This is a genomic window from Ensifer sp. SL37, assembly GCF_026672675.1.
Classification (GTDB): Bacteria; Pseudomonadota; Alphaproteobacteria; order Rhizobiales; family Rhizobiaceae; genus Ensifer; species Ensifer adhaerens.
In genome coordinates this window covers 1,025,455-1,047,502 of the sequence record NZ_JAPPRN010000001.1, presented here as the reverse complement: position 1 = coordinate 1,047,502, position 22,048 = coordinate 1,025,455, and the positions used below count along the sequence as shown (strand labels likewise).

The following is a 22,048-nucleotide window of genomic DNA, read 5'->3' as shown; positions in this document are numbered from 1 at the left end:
AATCGATCAGCCGGCGGCGCGGACCTGACGCTCGGCGCGCAACTCGTCGAGCGAACGCACTTCACGCCGCGCAGCACCCTTCCATTCGCGCGTCCTGACGGTTGCGCGGCCAAGTCGCTCCTTCGCGCCGTCGATGGCATGGGCGTATTGCGGCAGCCACTGGCTTTGAGCGACCACCATCTCGTCGACCATCTGCCAAACCTCCTCCGGTGTGCAGATGGCGCCGACCAGCGGATCATGCAGCATCGCCAGCTTTAGAAGATCGAGATCGCCGGTCACGGCCGCATGGACCGACATGCGCTGGACGTTGATCGAGGAAAGGCAGGTGGCGGCACAGGCCTCGGGAAGGGTGAGGCCCGAGACCATGTTGATGCCGAAGCGATCGACGAAGCCGGGGGATTCGATGATGGCGTCGGCAGGCAGGTTGGTGATCACGCCATCGTTCTTGACGTTGAAATGGCCGCGATAGACCCGGCCCGTTTCCAGGGCCTCGAGAATATGGCTCGCATGTTCGTTCGAGCGCTTCTGATGGTCGAGCGGCCGGCCGGCTGCTTCGAGGAACTGCGGAAACTCGGTTTCGAACCAGTTGCGCGTCTCGGTCGAATGCCTGAGATAGCCGCCGGTCTCGCCGTGGATCCAGTCGGACATATCGATCCAGCGGGTAATTTCCTCCGGGCGCTTGCGATACCAGGGAAGATATTCGGAGAGATGGCCGTTGCTCTCGGTCGAATAGACGCCGAACCGCTTCAGCACGTCGATGCGGAGCTTCTCCTGCTTGGAGAACACCGGGTGCGCCTCGAAGGCCGCAACCAACTCGTCCTTGCCGATCCTGCGGCCCTTCAGCCTCACGTCGACGAACCAGGTCTGATGGTTGATACCCGAGCAGATGTAGTCGAGTTCGCCCTCGCCGGCTCCCAAGATTTCGGCGATCTGCTCGCCGCCGTGCTGAACACCGTGGCAGAGCCCGACCGTATCGACCTTGCCGTATTCGATCGCCGCCCAGGTGTTCATCGCCATCGGGTTGGCATAGTTCAGGAACTTGGCACCCGGTTCGGCGACCGCGCGGATATCCCGGCAGAAGTCGAGGATGACGGGGATGTTGCGCTGGCCGTAGAGGATGCCACCGGCGCAGATCGTATCGCCGACGCATTGGTCGACGCCATATTTAAGGGGGATGCGGATGTCGTCGGCATAGGCTTCGAGCCCGCCGACACGGACGCAGCTGATGATGTAGCGGGCGCCTTCGAGCGCTTTCAGCCGGTCGGTGGTTGCCGTGACCTTCGTCGGCAGGCGGTTGACTTCGACAATCCGGTCGAGGATCGCCTTGATCATCTCCAGATTGCGGGCGCTGAGATCTGTCAGCGCAACCTCGATGTCGCGCAATTCCGGCACGGCGAGAATGTCGGTGAAGAGCTTCTTGGTGAAGCCTATGCTGCCGGCGCCGATGATGGCGATCTTGAATGTTGCCATGCCCTCACTCCTCATGAACTGCATGCATCTCTGACAAAGGGTAAAATCAATTCACGGTTTTCCACCGTCTCTGCGCGCAACTTCGATGCATCCCCTCATTTCTTACGGGCCAAAAGCACCGCCTGTTGCGCTGTTGGTGGTCATTATGTGTATAATCGCCGACCCCGCCAGAGCGGTATTGTGCTTTCATGGGTAATTTTATGCTGCAAGAATTGATCGACAACGGCCCGGTTATGCGCACCGTTTCGCTGCCGCGGGGACGCCAGAGCCTGCACGCGATGCCGACCAGCACCGGCTATGAAATCCGCAACAATGCGACCTATGACTGGGACGGCAGAAAGCGCGGAAACACGCCCTTTACCGTGCTCCAGCATACGATCGCGGGTGCCGGAAACCTGCGATACGAAAACCGCAGCTATCGGGTGCGCGAGGGCGAGACGCTGCTCCTGCTCGTGCCGCACAATCATCGCTACTGGCTGGAAGACGGCGGGCGCTGGGAGTTCTTCTGGATCTCGATGAACGGCGACGAGGCGCTGCGCATCCACCGCGCCCTGCTCGCTGTCACCGGTCCGGTATTGAAGCTGCAACCGGAAACGATCGAGCATCTGGCCGACTGCAGCCTGCGGCTGATCCGCGGCGGCGAGACGCCAGGCAGAGCCTCGGCGATTGCCTACGAGGCGGCGATGGCGCTCTACGACGACGTCTTCGGCTCGCACCCGGTGTTCAGCCATGAACACAGGACGATGCACCGCGTCGTCGACCACATCATGAACAACTTGCAGAACCCGCTTCCAGTGGAGGAACTGGCACGCGTGTCGGGCTTGAGCCGGGCGCATTTCTCGCGCGTCTTCGCCGCCAGCGAAGGCATGGCGCCGGCCGAATATGTGCTGCAGAAGCGCTTGCAGCGTGCGGTAAAACTGCTGACGAAAACCGCAAGCCTTCCGGTCAAGGAAGTGGCCATTCTCTCGGGCTTCGAAGACCCCAACTATTTCGCCAAGGTGTTCCGCCGCTCCTTCGGTCTGAGCCCGACGGAATTCAGAACCACCGGCATGTATGCCAGCATCGCCGCCGGCTCGGTGGAGCAAGCGGTCGACACGGCGGAGGACGCAACGGTGCTGCTGCCGGGTTGAAGACGCGAACGATCAGCCGGCGAGTTGCTGCCGAAAGGCCGGCACCCTCGGGAAAACCATGCCGAGGTCTGCATGCATGGCCCGCGCGATCACACGGAAGTCACGCTCGCTGATGGCAAGATGACCAAGACGAAGCTTCTGGTCCCAGTTACGGTTGCCTTCGGCAAATTCAAGGCTGTCGAGCCACGGCCGAACCGGCGCCTCCATGCTGTCGGCCCAGTCGATGTCGCCGCGATGCGGGGCGACACCGCCCATGGCAAAGAAGTAGGGCGGGCGCTCCTTGACGACACCGATGGCGGCAAAACATGCAAGCCCCGCCCTGCCGTTAAAGGCGGCGTTGGGCGCATAACCGATGAAGCCATCACCCGCCTTCATGCGCGTCATCGCCTGGACATTGCCGTAGCCGTAGCCAAAGCGAGAGAAGCCGTCTTCGGCGGCATGCTGCAGGTCATCGCCGGAAACAGCGCCGATCCAGAAATTGCGCTCGCCCGACCTGTTTGCTGCACTCATCTGAAACATATCCTGCGCCGACATCTGCAATCCCTCGATCTCTTATCCTGGGACCACTTTACGCGCGACCCCTGCCAGATTCTGTCAGCATCGTTTTGACGGCCCGGCATACCGTCGAGCCGCGTCTCAGCCGTCTTCGGAGGGCGCTTCCCATTGGCCGAAAAGCGTCACGCCTACGGCTCCCGCAAGCGCCACCGACGCGTGGTTGTCGAGTTGGCAGCGATATTGCGGTTGGTAGCCCTTTTCGAGGGCGGCCCTGCTGATTGCGCGCACGACCTTGCGGGCGTGGCCCTTACCCCTATCGGACACAAGCGTCAGCACACCGAGATCGGCGATCTGCCGCTCCTGCCAGGGATACATGCTCGCGGCACAGACCAGCCTGTCACCATCGAAGGCTCCGTAGACCAACCAGTGATCCAGTTCGACATAGGCTGCATCGAGATCCTCTTCCGAGGCGGAGCCCTGGAACAGGGCGAACGCGGCCGCATCCTTCGCCGTGAGCGCGCGCACATGGGCGCCTGAATTCTCCCGCAACAGCACAGCCTTATCCGCTTCGGTGAAGTAGAAGAGGTTGTCAGCACCGTTCAGGACGATGCCGGCATCGCACAGCCCTTGGCGAAGGGGCGCTTCGGTGAGCACCTGCCCCGCCGCCGCCGACAGCGCGGCGCCGAGCGCCGGGGACAGGGCCACGATCACGCCGTTTTCAGCAGTGTGCAGCACCATGGCCGGGCTCTCCTCGTCGAGGTCGGGATTGACCACGACGGTAAACCGATCCGCGCTTGCGAGAACATCGCCCGCAAAGGACGCGTTCCAGAAATCGGTAATCTCAGGGGAAAACGGCGGCATGGCACTCAGTCTCTTGAACGAACACCGCGCCTGTCGGCGGCAAGCGGCGCGATTAATGGAGTAGTCGATTAATCAAATCGCAGTGCCAGCGATGTGTGGGACGACAATGGCGCAATGAAGGCGCCAAAAAGCAAAAGCGCCCGCAGGAGATGCAGGCGCTTGGCAATTCTTCAGTCTTTAAGATCGCCTTAGCGGGCGAAGGCCGTACGTGCGACGCGGTCGATGTCGGCGCGTTCGATGCCGAGGTCGCGAAGTTCGCGGTTCGACATGCGGCCCAGTTCGGTGACCGTCTGACGGTACTTGCGCCAGTTGTTGATGGAGCGTGCGATGTTCATTTGATCCCCCTTTCAATGGGCTTTCGAAGCCTGGCTGCCAGTCCGTGGCGCCTCGTTTCGCTTCGATGAACACCTTATATCTCAGGCTTTCCGTAAGTTGCAGCGCTCAAAACTCAGCGCTCCCATGTGGGAAACGCACGGGTCGCCACAACAACCTGTGCACGCAGATGCGGATAACAGCTTCGCGCAATGACGGCAGCAGAAACTGTTGATCCCGGCGACAGAGACAAGTATTTCTTTTGTCGACAAAGGAATCTGACATGACCGATATCGACACCGACAACAGCCCCATCCCGGAGCGCAAGCGCGGCTCCGGCGTAAAGATGGTCTATGACCTCTTGCGCGACGAGATCCTCGACCTGGTGCTGCCGCCGGGCAGCCCGATCGACGAAGTGCAGCTTGCCGAGCGGCTGAAGATGTCGCGCACGCCGATCCGCGAGGCGCTGGTGCGTCTTGCCGGCGAAGGGCTGATCGACACGCTGCCGAACCGCTCGACGATGGTGGCGAACATCGACTTCCTCAATCTCAATCCGTTCTTCGACGCGCTGGTGCTGATGTACCGCGTCACCACGCGGCTTGCGGCGCAGAACCACCGCCCGGAAGACCTGGCGATCATTCGCGGCTTCCACGAAGACTATGCGGCAGCCGTGCAGACGCGCGACCCGCTCACGATGATCGCCACCAACGCCGCCTTCCATGCGGCAATCGCGGAAAGCGGACGCAACCCCTATTTTACCAGCCTGTTCCGCCGGCTGCTGGACGAAGGGCGGCGCATTCTCCGTCTCTATTATCAGTCCTATGACGAGCAGTTCCCCCAGCGCTTCGTCGACGAGCATGCGGCCATGATCGCCGCGATCGCCGCGCGCGACGTCGAGGCTGCGGATCGGCTGGGCAAGGCGCATGCTGAGCAGATCGTCGAGCAGGTGCAGAAGCTTTTTGCCCGCAACAACAAGCTCGATATCGCTTTGTAGCGACCTTTGTATTTTTCTTGTCGACAAATAAAATACAAACGGCTATTGTCTGGATCAAAGGCAAGGGCGCAGGTGCGCCGCTGCCCTGAAGACAAAGCCGAGAGGAGTTTCAGATGAAGGCTCAGATTTTCACCGGCGTCATCCCGGCGCTGATGACCCCCTGCAAGGAAGACCGCACCCCCGATTTCGACGCGCTGGTGCGCAAGGGCAAGGAGCTGATCGCTCAAGGCATGTCCGCCGTCGTCTACTGCGGCTCGATGGGTGACTGGCCGCTCCTGACCGACGAACAGCGCATGGAAGGCGTCGAGCGCCTCGTCAAGGCCGGCATTCCGGTTATCGTCGGCACCGGCGCCGTCAACACCGCTTCGGCCGTCGCTCACGCGGCACATGCCGAGAAGGTCGGCGCCCAGGGCCTGATGGTCATCCCGCGCGTGCTTTCGCGCGGCTCGGTCGTCGCTGCCCAGAAGAACCACTTCAAGGCCATTCTCTCGGCCGCCCCGAGCCTGCCGGCTGTCATCTACAACAGCCCGTACTACGGCTTCGCCACCCGCGCCGACCTGTTCTTCGCGCTGCGCGCCGAACATCCGAACCTCGTCGGCTTCAAGGAATTCGGCGGCGCTGCCGACATGCGCTATGCGGCCGAGAACATCACCAGCCGTGACGATGGCGTCTCGCTGATGATCGGTGTCGACACGGCCGTTTTCCACGGCTTCGTCAACTGCGGCGCAACCGGCGCGATCACCGGCATCGGCTGCGTTCTGCCGAAGGAAGTCATCCACATGTGCAACCTGTCGCGTGCCGCCGCCGAAGGCGACGTCGACGCACGTCTGCGCGCACTGGAACTGGAACAGGCGCTCGCCGTTCTCTCGTCCTTCGACGAAGGTCCGGACCTCGTTCTCTACTTCAAGCATATGATGGTGCTGAAGGGCGACAAGGAATACACGCTGCACTTCAACGAGAGCGACGTTCTCTCCGACAGCCAGCGCGGCTACGTCGAAGCCCAGTTCAAGCTGTTCAACAGCTGGTACGCCGAGTGGAGCAAGCTCCCGGGCGCGGTGCAGAAGTACAAGGCCTGATCGCTCGATCGGCACTCAAATAGAAAAGGCCCTCCGGTTGGAGGGCCTTTTTCGTTTGGCAGTCTCGACGGGTCGATGACCGACGAAAAGGTTAGCCGTCGCTTACGCGACGGCGTCCAGTCCAAGAGCAAGCAGCCGCTCGAGCTGCTCGATTTCAGCCGTGTTGAGAACGACACCTTCGACTTCCGACTTGGCGCGCGCCACGAAGCGACGCTGCGACGGCAGGCGGGCGCCCTGGCCGACGATCGCCTCAAACAGCACTTCCGCACGGGCGAAGGGATTGCCCGGGCGTCCGGCTGCAAATTTCTCCGGCGAGAAGGCGACGATCAGTTCGCCATGGAACGGTGCAAGCGTCGTGGTGCCGAGATAGTCGAGCACTTCCGGGCTCGTCAGGTCGCCGATCATGATTCCGGCAAGAAGCTCGACCATGGTGCCGATCGCCGAACCCTTGTGGCCGCCGAAGGGCAGCATGGCGCCGGCAAGCGCTGCTTCCGGATCGGTCGTCGGATTGCCTTCGGCATCGATCGCCCAGCCCTCCGGCAAGGGCTTGCCGGCACGGCGGTGCAGTTCGATCTCACCGCGGGCGGCAACCGAGGTGGCGAAGTCGAAGACGTAAGGCGGCTTGTTTTCGCGCGGCCAGCCGAAGGCGAAGGGGTTGGTGCCGAGCAGCGGCTTGTTGCCGCCGGTCGGCGCAACGGTCGCATAGCTCGGGCACATCACGAGGCCGGCAAGTCCCTCGCCGGTCAGGCCTTCGACCTCAGGCCAGAGCGCCGAAAAATGGGTGCAATCGTTGATGACGAGCGCGGCGATGCCCAGCGAGCGAGCGCGTTCGGCGAGAACCGGCAGGCCGAGCTCGAAGGCGGGATTGGCAAAACCGCCCTTGGCGTTGACCTTGACGATAGCGGAACCTTCGCCCGCTTCGAGCTCCGGTGTTGCATCCGGCTTCACCTTGCCCGCCTTGACGGTGCGAAGCGCTCCTTCGATGCGGTAGATGCCATGCGACTTGCAGGCATCCCGCTCGCCGGCGACGATCACGCGGGCCAGTGCACCGGCCTGAATGGCGTTGAGCCCCGCCTTCAGGAAGATCGCCTCAACGCGCTCGAAAAGTGCTGCGATCGTCAGGGTGTTGGTTTCGCTCATCTCTCTCCCTCTCAAATGCTGCGCCTGATCCGGAAGGGCCAGTCAGGCGATTGATGTTCTGCATACATATAGTATACAAAGATCCGACAAGTGCAATTCAGCCATGATCCCCTCTGCTAGAAAAGGCAATCCGGGATCGAACGAAAGGATCGGCAGATGGCCTTCACCCCCAAAGGAAAACACCTTGTCGCCGGCGAATGGCTCGACGGCGCGGGCACCTTCGCATCGGCACCCGCCCACGGTCCGGTCCATCAGTTCGCCACCGGCACCGTGGAACTGGTCAACCGCGCGGCTGAAGCCGCCGAAGAAGCCTTCCTGAGCTATGGCTATTCGACCCGGACCGAGCGCGCCGCCTTCCTGCGCGCCATCGCCGACGAGATCGAGGCACGCGCGGAGGCCATTACCGAGATCGGCACCCAGGAAACCGGCCTGCCGGAAGCGCGCCTGCAGGGCGAACGCGGCCGCACCACCGGCCAGCTCCGTCTCTTTGCCGACCACATCGAAAAGGGTGAATATCTCGACCGCCGTTTCGATGCGGCCCTGCCCGAGCGTCAGCCAGCGCCGCGCCCGGAAATCCGCCTTATCCAGCGCCCGATCGGCCCGGTCGCAGTCTTCGGCGCCTCGAACTTCCCGCTGGCCTTCTCGACCGCCGGCGGCGACACGGCTGCCGCCCTTGCTGCCGGCTGCCCCGTGGTCGTCAAGGGCCACTCGGCCCATCCGGGCACCGGTGAGATCGTTGCGCAGGCCGTCGAGGCCGCGATCCGCAAGACCGGCGTTCACCCGGGCGTCTTCTCGCTGATCCAAGGCGGCAACCGCCAGGTCGGCGAAGCGCTTGTCCAGCATCCGCTGATCAAGGCCGTCGGCTTCACCGGTTCGCTCGCCGGTGGCCGCGCGCTCTTCAATCTCTGCGCCGCACGTCCGGAGCCGATCCCGTTCTTCGGCGAGCTCGGCTCGGTCAACCCGATGTTCCTGCTGCCGGAAGCACTGAAGGCACGCGCCGAGACACTCGGCCAGGGTTGGGCCGGTTCGCTGACCATGGGTGCCGGCCAGTTCTGCACCAACCCCGGCATCGCCGTGGTTGTCGAAGGTGCTGACGCCGATCGCTTCACCACGGCCGCCGTCGAAGCGCTCGGCAAGGTCGCGCCGCAGACGATGCTGACCGACGGCATTGCCAAGGCCTATCACGAGGGCCAGGCGCGCTTTGAAAGCCGCAACACCGTGAAGCCGCTGCTGACGACCGAATCGTCCGGCCGCTCGGTCTCGCCGAACCTGTTCGAAACGACCGGCGACCAGTTCCTGGCCGACCATGCGCTCGGCGAAGAGGTGTTCGGTCCGCTCGGCCTCGTCGTTCGCGTCGGTTCGACCTCTGAAATGGAACAGCTTGCCCGCGGCTTCGAGGGGCAGCTGACCACCACCATCCACATGGATGCGACCGATCTCGAGACCGCCCGTCGTCTGCGCCCGATCCTTGAGCGCAAGGCCGGCCGCGTCCTCGTCAACGGCTTTCCGACCGGCGTCGAGGTGGTGGATTCGATGGTGCATGGCGGACCCTATCCGGCCTCGACCAACTTCGGCGCAACCAGCGTCGGTACCCTGTCGATCCGCCGTTTCCTGCGCCCGGTCGCCTACCAGAACATGCCGGAAGGCCTGCTGCCCGAGGACTTCCAGGGCTAAGGCACTCACCGACAGCTGCGGGTGCCTGCCGCCCGCAGCCGCAAGACACGACAGATCGCTGCGCAGGCATCCCATTTGACGAAACAAATGGGATGCCTGCGCGCGTTCTGCGTTATGAACTTATACTTTTTGTATACTAATTGTATTTTTCTATTGATTTGTGCTGTCTAAAACGGAATAGTGCCTCAGCCGTCAAACGGCACTCATTTCAGGGAGAGAGAAAATGAAGACTTCGGTGCTCGCGCTCGGCCTCGTTGCGGCCGCTGCTCTGACCAGCCAGGCCCATGCCGACAAGCTGGATGACGTCATCGGCTCGGGTACGCTGCGTTGCGCAGTCGTGCTCGACTTCCCGCCGATGGGTTCTCGCGACGAGAACAACAACCCGATCGGTTTTGACGTCGACTACTGCAACGACCTCGCAAAGGCACTCGGCGTCACCGCCGAAATCGTCGAGACCCCGTTCCCGGAGCGCATTCCCGCTCTGATGTCGGGCCGCGTCGACGTCGGCGTTGCCTCGACCTCCGACACGCTTGAGCGCGCCAAGACCGTCGGCATGACGATCCCCTACTTCGCCTTCGAAATGGCCGTCACTGCCAACGAGAAGTCGGGCGTCAAGTCCTTCGAAGACATGAAGGGCAAGGTTGTCGGCGCGACCGCCGGCACGTTCGAAGCGATCGCTCTCGAAAAGCAGGTCAAGGAATGGGGCGCCGGTGAGTTCCGTCCGTACCAGACCCAGGCAGACGTCTTCCTCGCGCTCAGCCAGGGCCAGATCGACGCTACGGTTTCGACCTCGACCGTCGCCCAGGCCAACGTGAAGGGCGGCAAGTTCGCCGGCATCTCCGTCGTTGGCAAGGCTCCGTTCGACACCGACTACGTCGCGCTCTTCACCAACCGCGAAGAATACGGCTTCATCAACTTCCTCAACCTCTTCATCAACCAGCAGGTCCGCACCGGCCGCTACGCTGAACTTTACGAAAAGTGGGTCGGCGGCGAACTTCCGGACCTTACGGCTAAGGGCGTTTACCGCTAATATGCCGTTTATCTGGCGGCGCGAAGTTTAGCTTCGCGCCGCTATTCGTTTCCGAAGAGGTGAGACGAAACATGTTCAGCTATACCTTTCATTGGAACCAGGCGCTGAAAGCCCTGCCACAGATGCTCGACGGAGCGCTGGTCACCCTGCAGGTGGCTCTGCTCTCGATGGTCATCGGCCTGGCACTGGCGCTCGCGCTGACGGCTTGCCGCCTGTCGGGCAATCGCATCCTCGGTGGTTTTGCCACCGCCTGGGTCGAAATCGCCCGCAACACGCCGGCGCTGTTCCAGATCTACATGGCCCATTTCGGCCTCGGCAATTTCGGTATCCACCTGAGCCCCTATACGGCGCTGCTCGCGGGGATCGCCTTCAACAATGCCGGTTATCTCGCGGAAAACTTCCGCGGCGCCCTCAAGGCCATTCCCGATACCCAGGCACGGGCCGGCCGCTCGCTCGGCATGACCCCGGTGCAGGCCTTCCGCTACATCGTGCTGCCGCAGATGCTGCGCATCGCCTTCCTGCCCGTCACCAACCAGATGGTCTGGGCGATCCTGATGACCTCGCTTGGCGTTACCGTCGGCATGAACACCGACCTTGCCGGCATCACCCAGGAACTGAACGCCCGTTCGTTCCGCACCTTCGAATTCTTCGCGATCGCGGCGATCATCTATTACCTGATCGCCAAGGCCGTGACGCTAGGCGCGCGCCTGCTCGCCGCGCGCATGTTCCGCTACTAAGGAGAGGTGAGAGATGTTCAATACCGCCCTCACCCTCGCTGATCTCGGCTTCCTGCTGCAGGGCGCCTTGATGACGCTCGCGGTCACCGCCGTCTCAGTTACCGCCGGCACCGTGCTCGGCATCATCTTCGGCGTCGTGCGCAACCAGGTCGGCCCCTATTGGGCCGCTCCGCTCACCTTCGTGCTCGACATCTTCCGTTCGGTGCCGCTGCTGATCCAGCTGGTTCTTGCCAATGCCTTCCAGGCGATCGCCAAGCTCGGCTGGGCACCGTTCACGACCTCCTGCGTGGTGCTGTCGCTCTATACGGCCGCCTATTGCACCGAGATCGTTCGTGGCGGCATCTCTTCCGTGCCACCGACGACGCGCCGCGCCGCCCGCTCGCTCGGCATGACCTGGTGGCAGGACATGCGCTACATCGTGGCGCCGCTTGCGACCCGCGTTTCGCTGCCGTCCTGGATCGGCCTGACGCTCGGCGTCATGAAGGACTCCGCACTCGTCCTCTGGCTCGGCCTGATCGAACTCTTGCGCGCCTCGCAGGTGCTCGTCACCCGCCTGCAGGAACCGCTGCTGATCCTTCTGATCTGCGGCGCCATCTACTTCCTTATCAGCTTCCCGATCGCCCGGCTCGGCGGTTACCTTGAAAAACGGTGGTCCAATGATTGAGATCCAGAACGTTCGCAAATCCTTCGGCTCGCTGGAGGTTCTCAAAGGCATCGACCTCACCGTCAACAAGGGCGAGGTGCTGACCATCATTGGCGGCTCCGGTTCCGGCAAGTCGACGCTGCTGACCTGCATCAACGGTCTCGAGCCGATCGATGCCGGCCGCATCCTCGTCGACGGCACCGAGGTCCACGCGAAATCAACAAACCTCAACAAGCTGCGCAGCAAGCTCGGCATCGTCTTCCAGCAGTTCAATGCTTTCCCGCACCTGACCGTGCTTGAAAACGTCATGCTGGCGCCGCGCAAGGTGCTCGGCCTCTCCAAGGAAAAGGCCGAGGAAAACGCCGTCAAGCAGCTCACGCACGTCGGCCTCGGCGAGAAGCTCGGCGTCTATCCAACCCGCATGTCGGGCGGCCAGCAGCAGCGCATGGCGATCGCCCGCGCACTCGCGATGTCGCCGGAATACATGCTGTTTGACGAAGTGACCTCGGCGCTCGATCCGCAGCTCGTCGGCGAAGTGCTCGACACGCTGCGCATGCTGGCCTCCGAGGGCATGACGATGATCTGCGTCACCCATGAAATGAAGTTTGCCCGCGAAGTTTCCGACCGCGTCGCCTTCTTCCACAAGGGCGTGATGGCGGAAATCGCCGCACCGGAAGCGCTCTTCGGCGCGCCGAAGGATCCGGAACTCCAAAAGTTCCTCGCAGCGACGCACTGAGCCGATCATGAAGGATGCAGTTCAGCCTGACGTCATCGTCATCGGCGCCGGCGTTGTCGGCCTTTCTGCGGCGATCGCCGCCCAGGCACGGGGACTTTCCGTCACCGTGCTCGACCGGGAAGGCCCGGCAGCAGGTGCCTCGGCGGGCAACGCCGGGGCCTTCGCCTTCACCGACATCCTGCCGCTCGCGTCACCCGGCATCCTGAAGAAGGCGCCGAAGTGGCTGCTCGACCCGCTTGGGCCCTTGAGCGTGCCACCGGCCTATGCGGCACAGATCGCGCCGTGGATGTTCCGCTTCTGGCGCGCCTGCTCGGCAAGCCGCGTGGCCCATTCGACGACCGCCCAGACGGCGATGATGGACCTCTCCAAGGCCGAGCTCGAACCTTTCCTCGCCGAGACCGGCACCCTGCCGATGCTGCGCAAGGAAGGCAATCTGCAGGTCTATGAAAGCGAAGCCGAGCTGAAGGCCTCTCTTCCCGGCTGGACCGCGCGAGCCGAACACGGCATCGAGTTCCGACACATGGGCGCGGCCGAGATGGCCGAGATCCAGCCTGGTCTCGCATCGCGCTTCACCCATGGCACCTTTACCCCCGGCTGGTATTCCATCGCCGATCCCAAGCTCTACACGCTGGCGCTGGCAGACCATTTCCGCGCCAAGGGAGGTGTGATCGAGCGTGCCGAAGTTACGGCACTGAAGCCGATCGAAGGTGGCGTCGAACTGACGGCCGACGGCAAGACGCGGCGGGCAGAACAGGTCGTGCTTTCAGCCGGCGCGTTCTCGCACCAGGTCGCCCGTACGCTCGGCGAGCGTATCCCGCTCGAAACCGAGCGCGGCTACAACACCACGCTGCCGCAGGATGCCTTCGATCTGCGCACCCAGGTAACCTTCGGCGGACACGGCTTCGTCGTCACCAGGCTTTCGACCGGTATCCGCGTCGGCGGCGCCGTCGAACTCGGCGGGCTGAAGCTGCCGCCGAACTTCCGCCGCTCGGAAGCCATGCTGAAGAAGGCGCAAGCCTTCCTGCCGGGCTTCAAGAGCGAGGGCGGCGTGCAATGGATGGGCTTCCGCCCATCGCTGCCCGACAGCCTTCCGGCGATCGGCCGCGCCCGCGCCACCGGCCGCGTCGTCTACGCCTTCGGCCACGGCCATCTCGGTCTCACGCAATCGGCCGGCACCGCACGGCTCGTGGCCGACCTGCTCACCGGCCGGCGGCCGGCGATCGATATCAGTTCCTTCTCGCCCCAACGTTTCTGACAGAGTTTAGACCATGGCCAACCACACCTTCTCCTGCATCGACGGCCACACCTGCGGCAATCCGGTCCGCCTCGTTTCCGGCGGCGGGCCACGACTCGAAGGCGCTAACATGCTGGAGAAGCGGGCCCATTTCCTGCGCGAGTTCGACTGGATCCGCACTGGCCTGATGTTCGAGCCGCGCGGCCACGACATGATGTCGGGCTCGATCCTCTATCCGCCGACCCGGGCCGACTGCGATGTCGCCGTGCTCTTCATCGAAACGTCGGGCTGCCTGCCAATGTGCGGCCACGGCACGATCGGCACCATCACCATGGCGATCGAAAACGGCCTGATCACGCCGCGTGAACCGGGCAAGCTTTCAATCGACGCGCCGGCCGGCAAGGTCGACATCACCTATCGCCAGGAAGGCCGCTTCGTCGAAGAAGTGCGCCTCACCAACGTTCCGGGCTTCCTCTACGCCGAGGGGCTGACGGCTGAAGTCGAGGGTCTTGGCGAGATCGTCGTCGACGTCGCCTATGGCGGCAACTTCTACGCCATCGTCGAACCGCAGAAGAATTTTCGCGACATGGCCGACCATACGGCCGGCGAACTTGTCGGCTGGAGCCCGAAGCTCCGCGCGGCGCTCAACGCCAAATACGAGTTCGTGCATCCGGAGCACCCGGAAATCAAGGGCCTCAGCCACATCCAGTGGACCGGCAAGCCAACACAGGCAGAAGCGCATGCGCGCAACGCCGTCTTTTACGGCGAAAAGGCGATCGACCGCTCGCCCTGCGGCACCGGCACGTCGGCGCGCATGGCCCAGCTTGCCGCCAAGGGCAAGCTCAAGGTCGGTGACGAGTTCGTGCATGAATCGATCATCGGTTCGCTGTTCAAGGGCCGTGTCGAGGCAGCGACCAAGGTCGCCGACCGCGACGCCATCATCCCGTCGATTGCCGGCTGGGCCCGCATGACCGGCATCAACACGATCTTCATCGATGACCGCGACCCCTTTGCTCATGGATTTGTCGTAAAATGAACCAATCGATCTCCGCCCGCAGCATTCTTTCCGGCTCCGCCGATGGCCCCATCATCGACACGGAGGAGGCGCTGAGCTTCTGGGGCGGGGTCGATCCGGCAACGGGTCGGGTGATCGACGTGCACCATCCGCTGCACGGCCTCTGTCTGACCGACGGCATCCTGATGATGCCGTCGAGCCGCGGCTCCTGCACCGGTTCGGGCGTGCTGCTCGACATGGCGCTGACCGGCCGTGCGCCGGCGGCCCTGGTCTTCTCGGAAGCGGAAGACGTGCTGACGCTCGGCGCGCTGATCGCGGCCGAAATGTTCGGAAAATCCCTGCCGGTGCTTCGGCTTTCGCGCGACGCCTTCAAGGCGCTGGCGCAGGCAAAGACCGCGCGCATCAGCGATACGGCAATCGAAGCCGATGGCCTGACAATTCCGGTCGCTCCGCCGGCAATGACGGCGCTTGATCTCACCGACGACGATCGCGCCATGCTCGACGGTCGTGACGGCATCGCCGTGCAACAGGCGATGCGCATCATCGCGGCGATGGCGGCGCAGCAGGGTGCGGAAAAGCTCATCGACGTGGTCCAGGGCCATATCGACGGCTGCATCTATGCGAGCCCGGCAAACCTCACCTTCGCCGAGAAGATGGCGGACATGGGGGCCAAGGTTCGCGTGCCGACGACGATGAATGCGATCTCGGTCGACCGTGCCAACTGGGAGGCGCAGGGCGTGCCGGAGAGCTTCGGCGATCCGGCAGCAAGGCTTGCCGACGCCTATGTGCGCATGGGCTGCCGCCCGACCTTCACCTGCTCGCCCTATCTGCTCGACAGCGCGCCGAAATCCGGCGAAGCCATCGCCTGGGCGGAATCGAACGCCGTCATATTCGCCAATACGGTGCTCGGCGCGCGCACGGCCAAACACCCGGACTTTCTCGATCTCTGCATTGCGCTCACCGGTCGTGCACCGCTCTCGGGCGTCTATCTCGACGCGCCGCGCAAGGCGACGCGCGTCATCGACGTGGAACTGCCTGAGGATATCGACGATGCCTTCTGGCCGCTGATCGGTTATCTCGCCGGCAAGGCAGCACCCGACCGCATCCCGCTTTTGCGCGGTCTTGCATCGGCAAAGCCCTCGCGCGACGACCTCAAGGCGCTTTGCGCCGCCTTCGGCACCACGTCCGCATCCCCGATGCTGCATGTGGAGGGCGTGACCCCGGAAGCGGAAGGTGCCGCCGCCAAGGATGCCGACCACACGACGATCACGCGCGCCGACATGGCCGCGGCCTGGTCGCTCCTGAACGACGGTCCGGCGGAGGTCGAGCTTGTCGCCATCGGCAGCCCGCATGCGTCGCTCGAGGAATGCCGCACGCTGGCCACAGCCTTCGACGGCCGCAAGCGCGATAGCAACGTCGCCGTGATCGTCACCGCCGGGCGAGACGCGATAGCCGCAGCGCGGGACGAAGGTCTGCTTGCCCGCCTTGAAGAGAGCGGCATCCAGGTCCTGCCGGATCTTTGCTGGTGCTCGATCTCCGAACCGGTCTTTCCGACCAAGACCCGGGCGCTGATGACCAATTCCGGGAAATACGCCCATTACGGGCCCGGTCTTTCCGGCCGCGCTGTGCGCTTCAGCAACCTCGCCGACTGCGTCGAGGCGGCGCTCACGGGCCGTGTGCCGGTGCGGTTGCCGGCTTGGCTTTCTTGACGGTTTTGCTTCGCGCTTAGCGCAATTCCAGAAAAAGTGTGGAACGGTTTTCCGTCCGGAATTGCGGTCTTTCGAAGAGATTGACTGTTTCGCCGTTTCGAAGAAACGATAAAACAGTCTAGGCGCTGCGCGGCGGCGCCGTCGAGGCCCGCGGCACCAGATGACAGGCAAGCTCGACGCGCCGCGGCGGCGCCGGGATGCCCGACAGCGTGTCGCGCAAGAGATCGAGCGCAACCGAGCCGATCTCGCGCATCGGGATATGCATCGTCGTCAGCGGCGGGTTGAGGAAGGCCGCCTGCGGAAGGTCGTCCATGCCCATGACCGAAACGTCGCCGGGAACCGAAAAGCCCTTCTGCTGGATGCCGAGCATGGCTCCGACCGCGAGGCTGTCGCCAGCCGCAAGCACGGCGGTAAAATCCAGCCCCCGCTCCGAAATCCGCTGCGTCAGCGCCTGTATCGCAAGCTCCGGCAGCCAGTCCTCGACGGTAACGAGCATGTCGTCGGTGGCGGGAAGGCCTTTCGCCAGCAGCCCGTCGCGCCAGCCCTCGTAGCGCCTTTCGATCGTGCGGCGCCCCGGCCGCATCAGGAACAGGATGCGCTCATGCCCAAGCTCGATCAGATGGTCCGTCGCAAGCCGCGCGCTCGAGCGGTTGCAGGGCGTGACGCTCGATAGCCGCATATAGGGGTCGTCGCTGTTGAGCAGCACCACCGGCTTCTCGAAGCCGCGGGTGGCGGCGATCATGCCCTCGTCGTCGATGGTGAGAAACAGAAGCCCGGCAACCTGCTCGTCCGCCTCGGCCTCGGCAAGCACCGCAAGCTCCTCGCTGCGGTCGGCGATCGGCCGGGTGACGATTTCAAGGTCCAGCGCCTGCGCGCGCTCCTTCAGCCCTTCCAGCACGTAGTGGGTGAACTGGTTGCGCACATAGTCGATCATCGCGGCACTCGACGCAGCCACGATGACCTTCTGGCCGGCAACCGCCGTCGGGATCGAGTAATTGGCGTTCTTCGCCGCCTCCAGCACCTTCTGGCGGATTTCCGCGCGCACGCCCTTTTCGCCGGCAAGCGCCCGCGAAGCAGTGCTGAGCGACACGCCGCACGCTTCGGCGATGTCCTCCAAGCGGACCTTCTTGCTCTTCTTGCCGCGTTTGCCGGCCAACGGTTTGACGGTCATCCGCTCCCCCCCTGCCACAATACTGGGAAAAATTTTCATGTTGCGCAAGAAAAAAACGTCATGCCTTTATCCCATCAAGAAAGCCGAGGGAAGAGCGGCTTCAAGGAGGAGGAGTGCCATGGGCCTCAACGCCCACGATATTCGCATGGGTCTCGATCGCCTTGTCGGCGGCATGACCGGTCTCAAGCATGACGGCCGGTTCGTTGAGCCGAACCTCGACGGCACCGCGGGCGACTACATCAGCTTCGACAGTTGGGAATGGCCGCAGGGCGTCGGCCTTTACGGCCTGATCAAGCTCTGGCTGTTCACCGGCCGTGACGACATCCGCCGGCTGATCGAAGGCTGGTACGAAGGGCGTATTGCGGCCGGCCTTCCCGAACTCAACGTCAACACGACCGCACCCATGCTCGGCCTCTCCGTGCTCTGGGCGAAGACGGGAAACCCGCGGTGGAAGCCCTTGCTCGACGAATGGGCAAACCGGGTGATGAGCGAAATGGGCCGCACGCCGGAAGGCGGCTTCGAGCACCATGTCTCCGACAAGGTCAACGACAATGAACTCTGGGACGACACGCTCTATATGGTCGCCCTGTTCCTTGCCTCCTACGGCCAGGCGAGCGGCCGGCGCGAACTGGTCGACGAGGCATCACGGCAGTTTCTCGTGCATGCCCGCTATCTCGCCGACACGCATTCGGGCCTCTGGTTCCACGGCTGGACCTTCGATGGCCGGCACAATTTCGCCCGCGCCCGCTGGGCCCGCGGCAATGCCTGGATCACCGCCGGCATGCTCGATCTCTTCGACCTCGCAGAGATTGCAGCGCCAGTGAAAGAGTATCTGCGCGGCGTGCTCGTGACCCAGGTCGAGGCGCTTCTGCCGCTGCAGACCGCGTCGGGCGCCTGGCGCACCCTGCTCGACGACGCATCGTCCTATGAAGAGATCTCGGCCACCGCCGGCATCGGCTACGGCCTGCTCAAGGGCTATCGCCTCGGCTACGGCACGCCCGCCTGGAGAGCCGCCGGTCTCAGCGCGCTCGAAGCCGTGATGCGCAACATCGACGAGACCGGCACCGTGCTCAATGTCTCCTACGGCACGCGCATGGGCCACGACCTGCAATTCTACAAGGACATCCCCATTCAGCCGACCGGCTATGGCCAGGCACTGGCAATCCTCTGCCTTTCCGAAGCCCTGCAGCATGTCGGCGCGGAAGGACAGGAAGCATGACGATGAAGGTTCTTTACGGGGCCAATCCCGAAGACATCAAGGCATATGACACGGCGCGGCTTCGCCGCGAGTTCCTGATCAGTGATCTCTTTGCCGAGGACGCGGTGAACTTTACCTATACCCATGTCGACCGGCTGATTCTCGGCGGCGCCATGCCGAAAACGAAGAGCGTATCCTTCGGCTCGGGCGCCGAGATCGGCACGCCCTATCTGCTTTCGGCGCGAGAGATGGGTATCGCCAATCTCGGCGGCAGCGGCACCATCACCGTCGACGGCAAGAGCTTCGTGCTCGAAAACCGCGATGTGCTCTATGTCGGGCGCGGCGCCAAGGAGATCGTCGTATCGAGCGAATCCGCCGACAGGCCTGCGCGCTTCTACATGAACTCGGTCCCCGCCGGCGCCGACCTGCCGCACCGGCTGATCAGGAAGGCCGAGGCCAAGGCGATCGAACTCGGCGACATCAAGCGCTCGAACGGGCGCAGGCTCGTCATGTACATCCATCCGGAAGTGATGTCCTCCTGCCTGCTCCTGATGGGCATTACCGATCTCGCCGAAGGCAGCGCCTGGAACACCATGCCGCCGCATGTGCATGAGCGGCGCATGGAGGCCTATTGCTACTTCGACATGGCGCCCGAGGACCGGATCGTCCACGTCATGGGCGAGCCGGACGAGACCCGGCACCTGATCGTCGCCGATTGTGACGCGGTGCTGTCACCCGCCTGGTCTATCCACATGGGCGCCGGCACCGGCCCCTATGCCTTCGTCTGGGGCATGACCGGCGAGAATCAGGAATACAACGACGTCACCCCCGTAGCCTTGGCTGAGTTGAAATGAGCGATACGATTTTCCATCTGAAGAAGAGCCTCGTCCCGGGGCAGGCGATCGGCTACTGGCAGCTCGGCGCTATTGCCGAGGAACGGTTCGACGTGCCGGACCAGCCGATGAAGGGCGAAATGGACCCCTTCTTCTTCCTGACCAAACACAAGAACTTCATTCCGCACGAATACCCCTGCCGGACGATCTTTGCTGAAACGTATCGCGGCAAGCGGCCGGACGTGCGCGGCACATTCGAGGCCAGCCGCTGGTGGCTGCCCTTCGGCTCGCCGCGGCTCGATCTCTCCGGCTTCTGGTTCCGGCCGACGCGGCTTGCGACCTGGGCCCGCACCTCGATCGAAGTCGAGACCGCAGGAACGGCGAAAATCCGCCTCGGCACCTGCGGCGGCGCAGTGGTCTTCTTGAACGGAACCGAGATCGGCTGGATGGCGCCCTATAGCCGCAACCTCGAGGCCAAGGCCGAATTCGAGCTACCGCTCAACGCCGGTCTCAACGAGGTCACGATCTTCTTCGACGACCTCGCCGAGCGCGACGCCCGCTATTTCTTCCAGCTCGACTATCTCTCCGGCCCGGCGGCGCGCGTGGCGCTCCCCGTACCCTGCCCGAGCGAAGCGGCTGCCGACATCGAAGCCGCACTCGACGGCATGCATTTCGACCGTACCGCCTATTTCGAGGGCGACATCACGCTTCTCTTCGCTGCCGCCCTGCCGCTCGACGTAAAGGTCAATGTTGCGGTTGAAGGCGACTTCATGTCGACCGAACGCTTCGACCACGACTTCCTCATGAAGGCCGGCGACAGGAAGTTGACGATCGGCCCATCGGAGGACACTCCGGCTGACTTCCGCCATTTCCGCATCACGCTCGATGCCGGCGGCTTCGTCGCCTCGCGCTCGCTCGGCGTCGAGATCTGCCATGCCGGCCGCCAGGGCAGGCCGCCCGAGGCGCTTTCGGCCCGCATCACCGAAACGCTCGACGAGATCTCCGGCTTTTCCGAGCGCGACACGGTACGTGCATTCGCAAGGCTCGCAAGCGGCCGCGGCGGCGCCGAAACGGACGCGATGATCGACGAAATCCTGCCCTCGATCGAGGATTGCCATGACTGCGCCGACTTCTCGCTGGTGCCGTTGATCTGGTCGCGCACCACCTGGGGCCTGGATATCGGCGACAAGACCCGGAACCGCATCGACCAGGCGATCCTCGGTTTCCGCTACTGGATGGACGAGCCCGGCAACGACGTGCAGTGGTATTTTTCCGAAAACCACGCGCTGCTGTTCCACACGTCCGCCTATCTCGCCGGCCAGCTGTTCCCGCAGGCGACCTTCCGTCGCTCCGGCCGCAAGGGACGCGAGCAGAGCGCTGTGGGTGCTGCCCGCGTCCGCGCCTGGCTCGACCACTTCGAGGCCTGGGAGATGGCCGAGTTCAACTCCGCGCCCTATTTCCCGATCGACCTCAAGGGCCTCACGGCATTGGCCGCACTTTCGCCGGACGCCGATATCGCCGAACGCGCCAAGAACGGCATCGTTCGCCTCTGCGAGATCATCGCCCGCTCCGCCCACCACGGCATGGTGACGGCAGCGCAAGGCCGCTCCTACGAGCACACGCTCTGCGCCGGCCGTTCGCTCGAACTTTCGGGTGTTGCCCGCCTGCTTTGGGGCAAGGGCTGTTACGGCCGCCGGGTGCACGCGCTGCCCCAGCTTGCCGTCTGCCTGCGCGACCATGGCATCGTCGTGCCCGAAACACTTGCCGCCGTTGCCTGCCATCAGGACGAGGCCAAGCACCAGGAATGGCGCTTCGCCCAGGGTGAAAACAGCTTCGCCGCACTCTACCACTACAAGGGTCGCCACTTCGCCATGGGCTCGGCGGCGCATTATCGCTGGAACGAATGGGGCTACCAGGAAACGGTGCTGCATTTGCGCCTTGGCCAGCGGCCGGAAGCGGCGATCTGGATCAACCATCCGGGCGAAACCATTCAGTTCGGGTACGGCCGGCCATCCTATTGGGGTGGTTGCGGCACCCTCCCTCGTGCCCACCAGTACAGGGGGCTGGCCGTACTCGACTTTTCGACCGTCAGCGAACAGCCGGATTTCACCCATGCCTGGTTCCCGGTCGCCGAATTCGACGAGAGCAGGGTCGAGGGCAATCTGGCGCTGGCGCGCAGCGGCCACGGCGCTGTTGTGCTGATCGGTGGAAATGAACTGGTCGCGGTAACCGATGGCCCATCGGCGAATGCCGAGTTGCGCCAGGCAGGTCACAGGACGCGATGGATCGTCAGGGTTTGCGAAGCCGGGGAGCTTGCCGAGGCGAAAGCGCGATTTGCTGGGCTTACGGTCGAGGAAACCGCCAACGGCACCTTCGTCGTCAACGATCCGGACTATGGCCGCGTCGTCTTCCGCAATGACGGTTCGGCCGAGGCCGAAGGGCGCACCATCGCCGCCAAGGATTTCACCGTGGCCGGCGAGGCGACCATGCTCGCCGCCCGATAAGGGCACGAAGAATTGCGCCGGCCGGGAGAAGACGGCGCCGTCCCAAACGAGCGGGAGGAAGCTCGTCCAAGGATCAAGTGGAGGAG

Annotated in this window: 20 protein-coding genes; 14 read left to right on the top strand and 6 right to left on the bottom strand. The window is 63.7% G+C overall.

Going from position 1 to position 22,048, the window contains the following annotated elements; genetic code table 11:
• Positions 1 to 6: 6 nt before the first annotated feature.
• Complete coding sequence (locus OVA00_RS04775; RefSeq protein ID WP_112985754.1) at positions 7 to 1,470, bottom strand: alpha-glucosidase/alpha-galactosidase; 1,464 nt, start codon at positions 1,468 to 1,470, stop codon at positions 7 to 9.
• Between the two features lie 188 nt (positions 1,471 to 1,658).
• Here OVA00_RS04775 and OVA00_RS04770 point away from each other — a divergent pair, with 188 nt between their 5' ends.
• Complete coding sequence (locus OVA00_RS04770) at positions 1,659 to 2,600, top strand: AraC family transcriptional regulator (protein ID WP_034798432.1); 942 nt, start codon at positions 1,659 to 1,661, stop codon at positions 2,598 to 2,600.
• A gap of 12 nt (positions 2,601 to 2,612) precedes the next feature.
• Here OVA00_RS04770 and OVA00_RS04765 read toward each other — a convergent pair whose 3' ends face one another.
• From OVA00_RS04765 to OVA00_RS04755, 3 genes are all read right to left on the bottom strand, one after another.
• A complete protein-coding gene (locus OVA00_RS04765) occupies positions 2,613 to 3,110 on the bottom strand; it encodes an EVE domain-containing protein (protein ID WP_192444638.1) in 498 nt (165 codons plus the stop codon).
• A 126-nt stretch (positions 3,111 to 3,236) separates the two neighbouring features.
• The gene (locus OVA00_RS04760; protein WP_268088169.1) at positions 3,237 to 3,956 is read right to left on the bottom strand and encodes a GNAT family N-acetyltransferase; all 720 of its coding nucleotides are present in this window, start codon (positions 3,954 to 3,956) and stop codon (positions 3,237 to 3,239) included.
• Between the two features lie 188 nt (positions 3,957 to 4,144).
• The gene (locus OVA00_RS04755) at positions 4,145 to 4,291 is read right to left on the bottom strand and encodes a DUF1127 domain-containing protein (protein ID WP_064817045.1); all 147 of its coding nucleotides are present in this window, start codon (positions 4,289 to 4,291) and stop codon (positions 4,145 to 4,147) included.
• 260 nt (positions 4,292 to 4,551) lie between these two features.
• Between OVA00_RS04755 and OVA00_RS04750 the strand changes: the two genes are divergently transcribed.
• Both OVA00_RS04750 and OVA00_RS04745 read left to right on the top strand, forming a co-directional pair.
• The gene (locus tag OVA00_RS04750) at positions 4,552 to 5,262 is read left to right on the top strand and encodes a GntR family transcriptional regulator (protein ID WP_034798498.1); all 711 of its coding nucleotides are present in this window, start codon (positions 4,552 to 4,554) and stop codon (positions 5,260 to 5,262) included.
• Between the two features lie 113 nt (positions 5,263 to 5,375).
• Positions 5,376 to 6,338 (top strand): dihydrodipicolinate synthase family protein, encoded by a 963-nt coding sequence (locus tag OVA00_RS04745; protein ID WP_034798428.1) that lies wholly within the window; start codon positions 5,376 to 5,378, stop codon positions 6,336 to 6,338.
• 102 nt (positions 6,339 to 6,440) lie between these two features.
• On the opposite strand, the gene OVA00_RS04740 is transcribed toward OVA00_RS04745, so the two are convergent.
• Complete coding sequence (locus OVA00_RS04740; protein ID WP_034798426.1) at positions 6,441 to 7,478, bottom strand: Ldh family oxidoreductase; 1,038 nt, start codon at positions 7,476 to 7,478, stop codon at positions 6,441 to 6,443.
• 156 nt (positions 7,479 to 7,634) lie between these two features.
• Between OVA00_RS04740 and OVA00_RS04735 the strand changes: the two genes are divergently transcribed.
• From OVA00_RS04735 to lhpI, 8 genes are all read left to right on the top strand, one after another.
• The gene (locus tag OVA00_RS04735; protein WP_112986007.1) at positions 7,635 to 9,152 is read left to right on the top strand and encodes an aldehyde dehydrogenase (NADP(+)); all 1,518 of its coding nucleotides are present in this window, start codon (positions 7,635 to 7,637) and stop codon (positions 9,150 to 9,152) included.
• 223 nt (positions 9,153 to 9,375) lie between these two features.
• Positions 9,376 to 10,182 carry an ABC transporter substrate-binding protein gene (locus OVA00_RS04730; protein WP_034798420.1) on the top strand — a complete coding sequence of 269 codons (807 nt, stop codon included), beginning with the start codon at positions 9,376 to 9,378 and terminating at the stop codon, positions 10,180 to 10,182.
• 71 nt (positions 10,183 to 10,253) lie between these two features.
• Positions 10,254 to 10,919, top strand: coding sequence for an amino acid ABC transporter permease (locus tag OVA00_RS04725; protein WP_034798417.1), 666 nt, complete (start codon positions 10,254 to 10,256; stop codon positions 10,917 to 10,919).
• 13 nt (positions 10,920 to 10,932) lie between these two features.
• Positions 10,933 to 11,583 carry an amino acid ABC transporter permease gene (locus OVA00_RS04720; RefSeq protein WP_034798414.1) on the top strand — a complete coding sequence of 217 codons (651 nt, stop codon included), beginning with the start codon at positions 10,933 to 10,935 and terminating at the stop codon, positions 11,581 to 11,583.
• The gene (locus tag OVA00_RS04715) at positions 11,576 to 12,298 is read left to right on the top strand and encodes an amino acid ABC transporter ATP-binding protein (protein ID WP_034798411.1); all 723 of its coding nucleotides are present in this window, start codon (positions 11,576 to 11,578) and stop codon (positions 12,296 to 12,298) included. Before OVA00_RS04720 ends, OVA00_RS04715 begins: the two co-directional genes overlap by 8 nt.
• Before the next feature lie 7 nt (positions 12,299 to 12,305).
• A complete protein-coding gene (locus OVA00_RS04710; protein WP_034798409.1) occupies positions 12,306 to 13,553 on the top strand; it encodes an NAD(P)/FAD-dependent oxidoreductase in 1,248 nt (415 codons plus the stop codon).
• Positions 13,554 to 13,566: 13 nt separating this feature from the next.
• A complete protein-coding gene (locus tag OVA00_RS04705) occupies positions 13,567 to 14,568 on the top strand; it encodes a 4-hydroxyproline epimerase (RefSeq protein WP_060521880.1) in 1,002 nt (333 codons plus the stop codon).
• The gene (lhpI, locus tag OVA00_RS04700; protein WP_268088155.1) at positions 14,565 to 16,256 is read left to right on the top strand and encodes a cis-3-hydroxy-L-proline dehydratase; all 1,692 of its coding nucleotides are present in this window, start codon (positions 14,565 to 14,567) and stop codon (positions 16,254 to 16,256) included. The genes OVA00_RS04705 and lhpI overlap by 4 nt, the downstream gene beginning before the upstream one ends.
• A 118-nt stretch (positions 16,257 to 16,374) precedes the next feature.
• On the opposite strand, the gene OVA00_RS04695 is transcribed toward lhpI, so the two are convergent.
• Complete coding sequence (locus OVA00_RS04695; protein ID WP_112771358.1) at positions 16,375 to 17,427, bottom strand: LacI family DNA-binding transcriptional regulator; 1,053 nt, start codon at positions 17,425 to 17,427, stop codon at positions 16,375 to 16,377.
• A gap of 118 nt (positions 17,428 to 17,545) precedes the next feature.
• Here OVA00_RS04695 and bglB point away from each other — a divergent pair, with 118 nt between their 5' ends.
• The 3 genes from bglB to OVA00_RS04680 are packed head-to-tail and all read left to right on the top strand — an operon-like array spanning position 17,546 to position 21,962.
• Positions 17,546 to 18,646, top strand: coding sequence for a beta-galactosidase BglB (gene bglB / locus OVA00_RS04690; protein WP_268088152.1), 1,101 nt, complete (start codon positions 17,546 to 17,548; stop codon positions 18,644 to 18,646).
• Positions 18,643 to 19,479: a 5-dehydro-4-deoxy-D-glucuronate isomerase gene (kduI, locus tag OVA00_RS04685; RefSeq protein ID WP_268088150.1), complete on the top strand. Its 837-nt coding sequence runs from the start codon at positions 18,643 to 18,645 to the stop codon at positions 19,477 to 19,479. The genes bglB and kduI overlap by 4 nt, the downstream gene beginning before the upstream one ends.
• Positions 19,476 to 21,962: a hypothetical protein gene (locus tag OVA00_RS04680; RefSeq protein ID WP_268088149.1), complete on the top strand. Its 2,487-nt coding sequence runs from the start codon at positions 19,476 to 19,478 to the stop codon at positions 21,960 to 21,962. Before kduI ends, OVA00_RS04680 begins: the two co-directional genes overlap by 4 nt.
• Positions 21,963 to 22,048 lie beyond the last annotated feature (86 nt).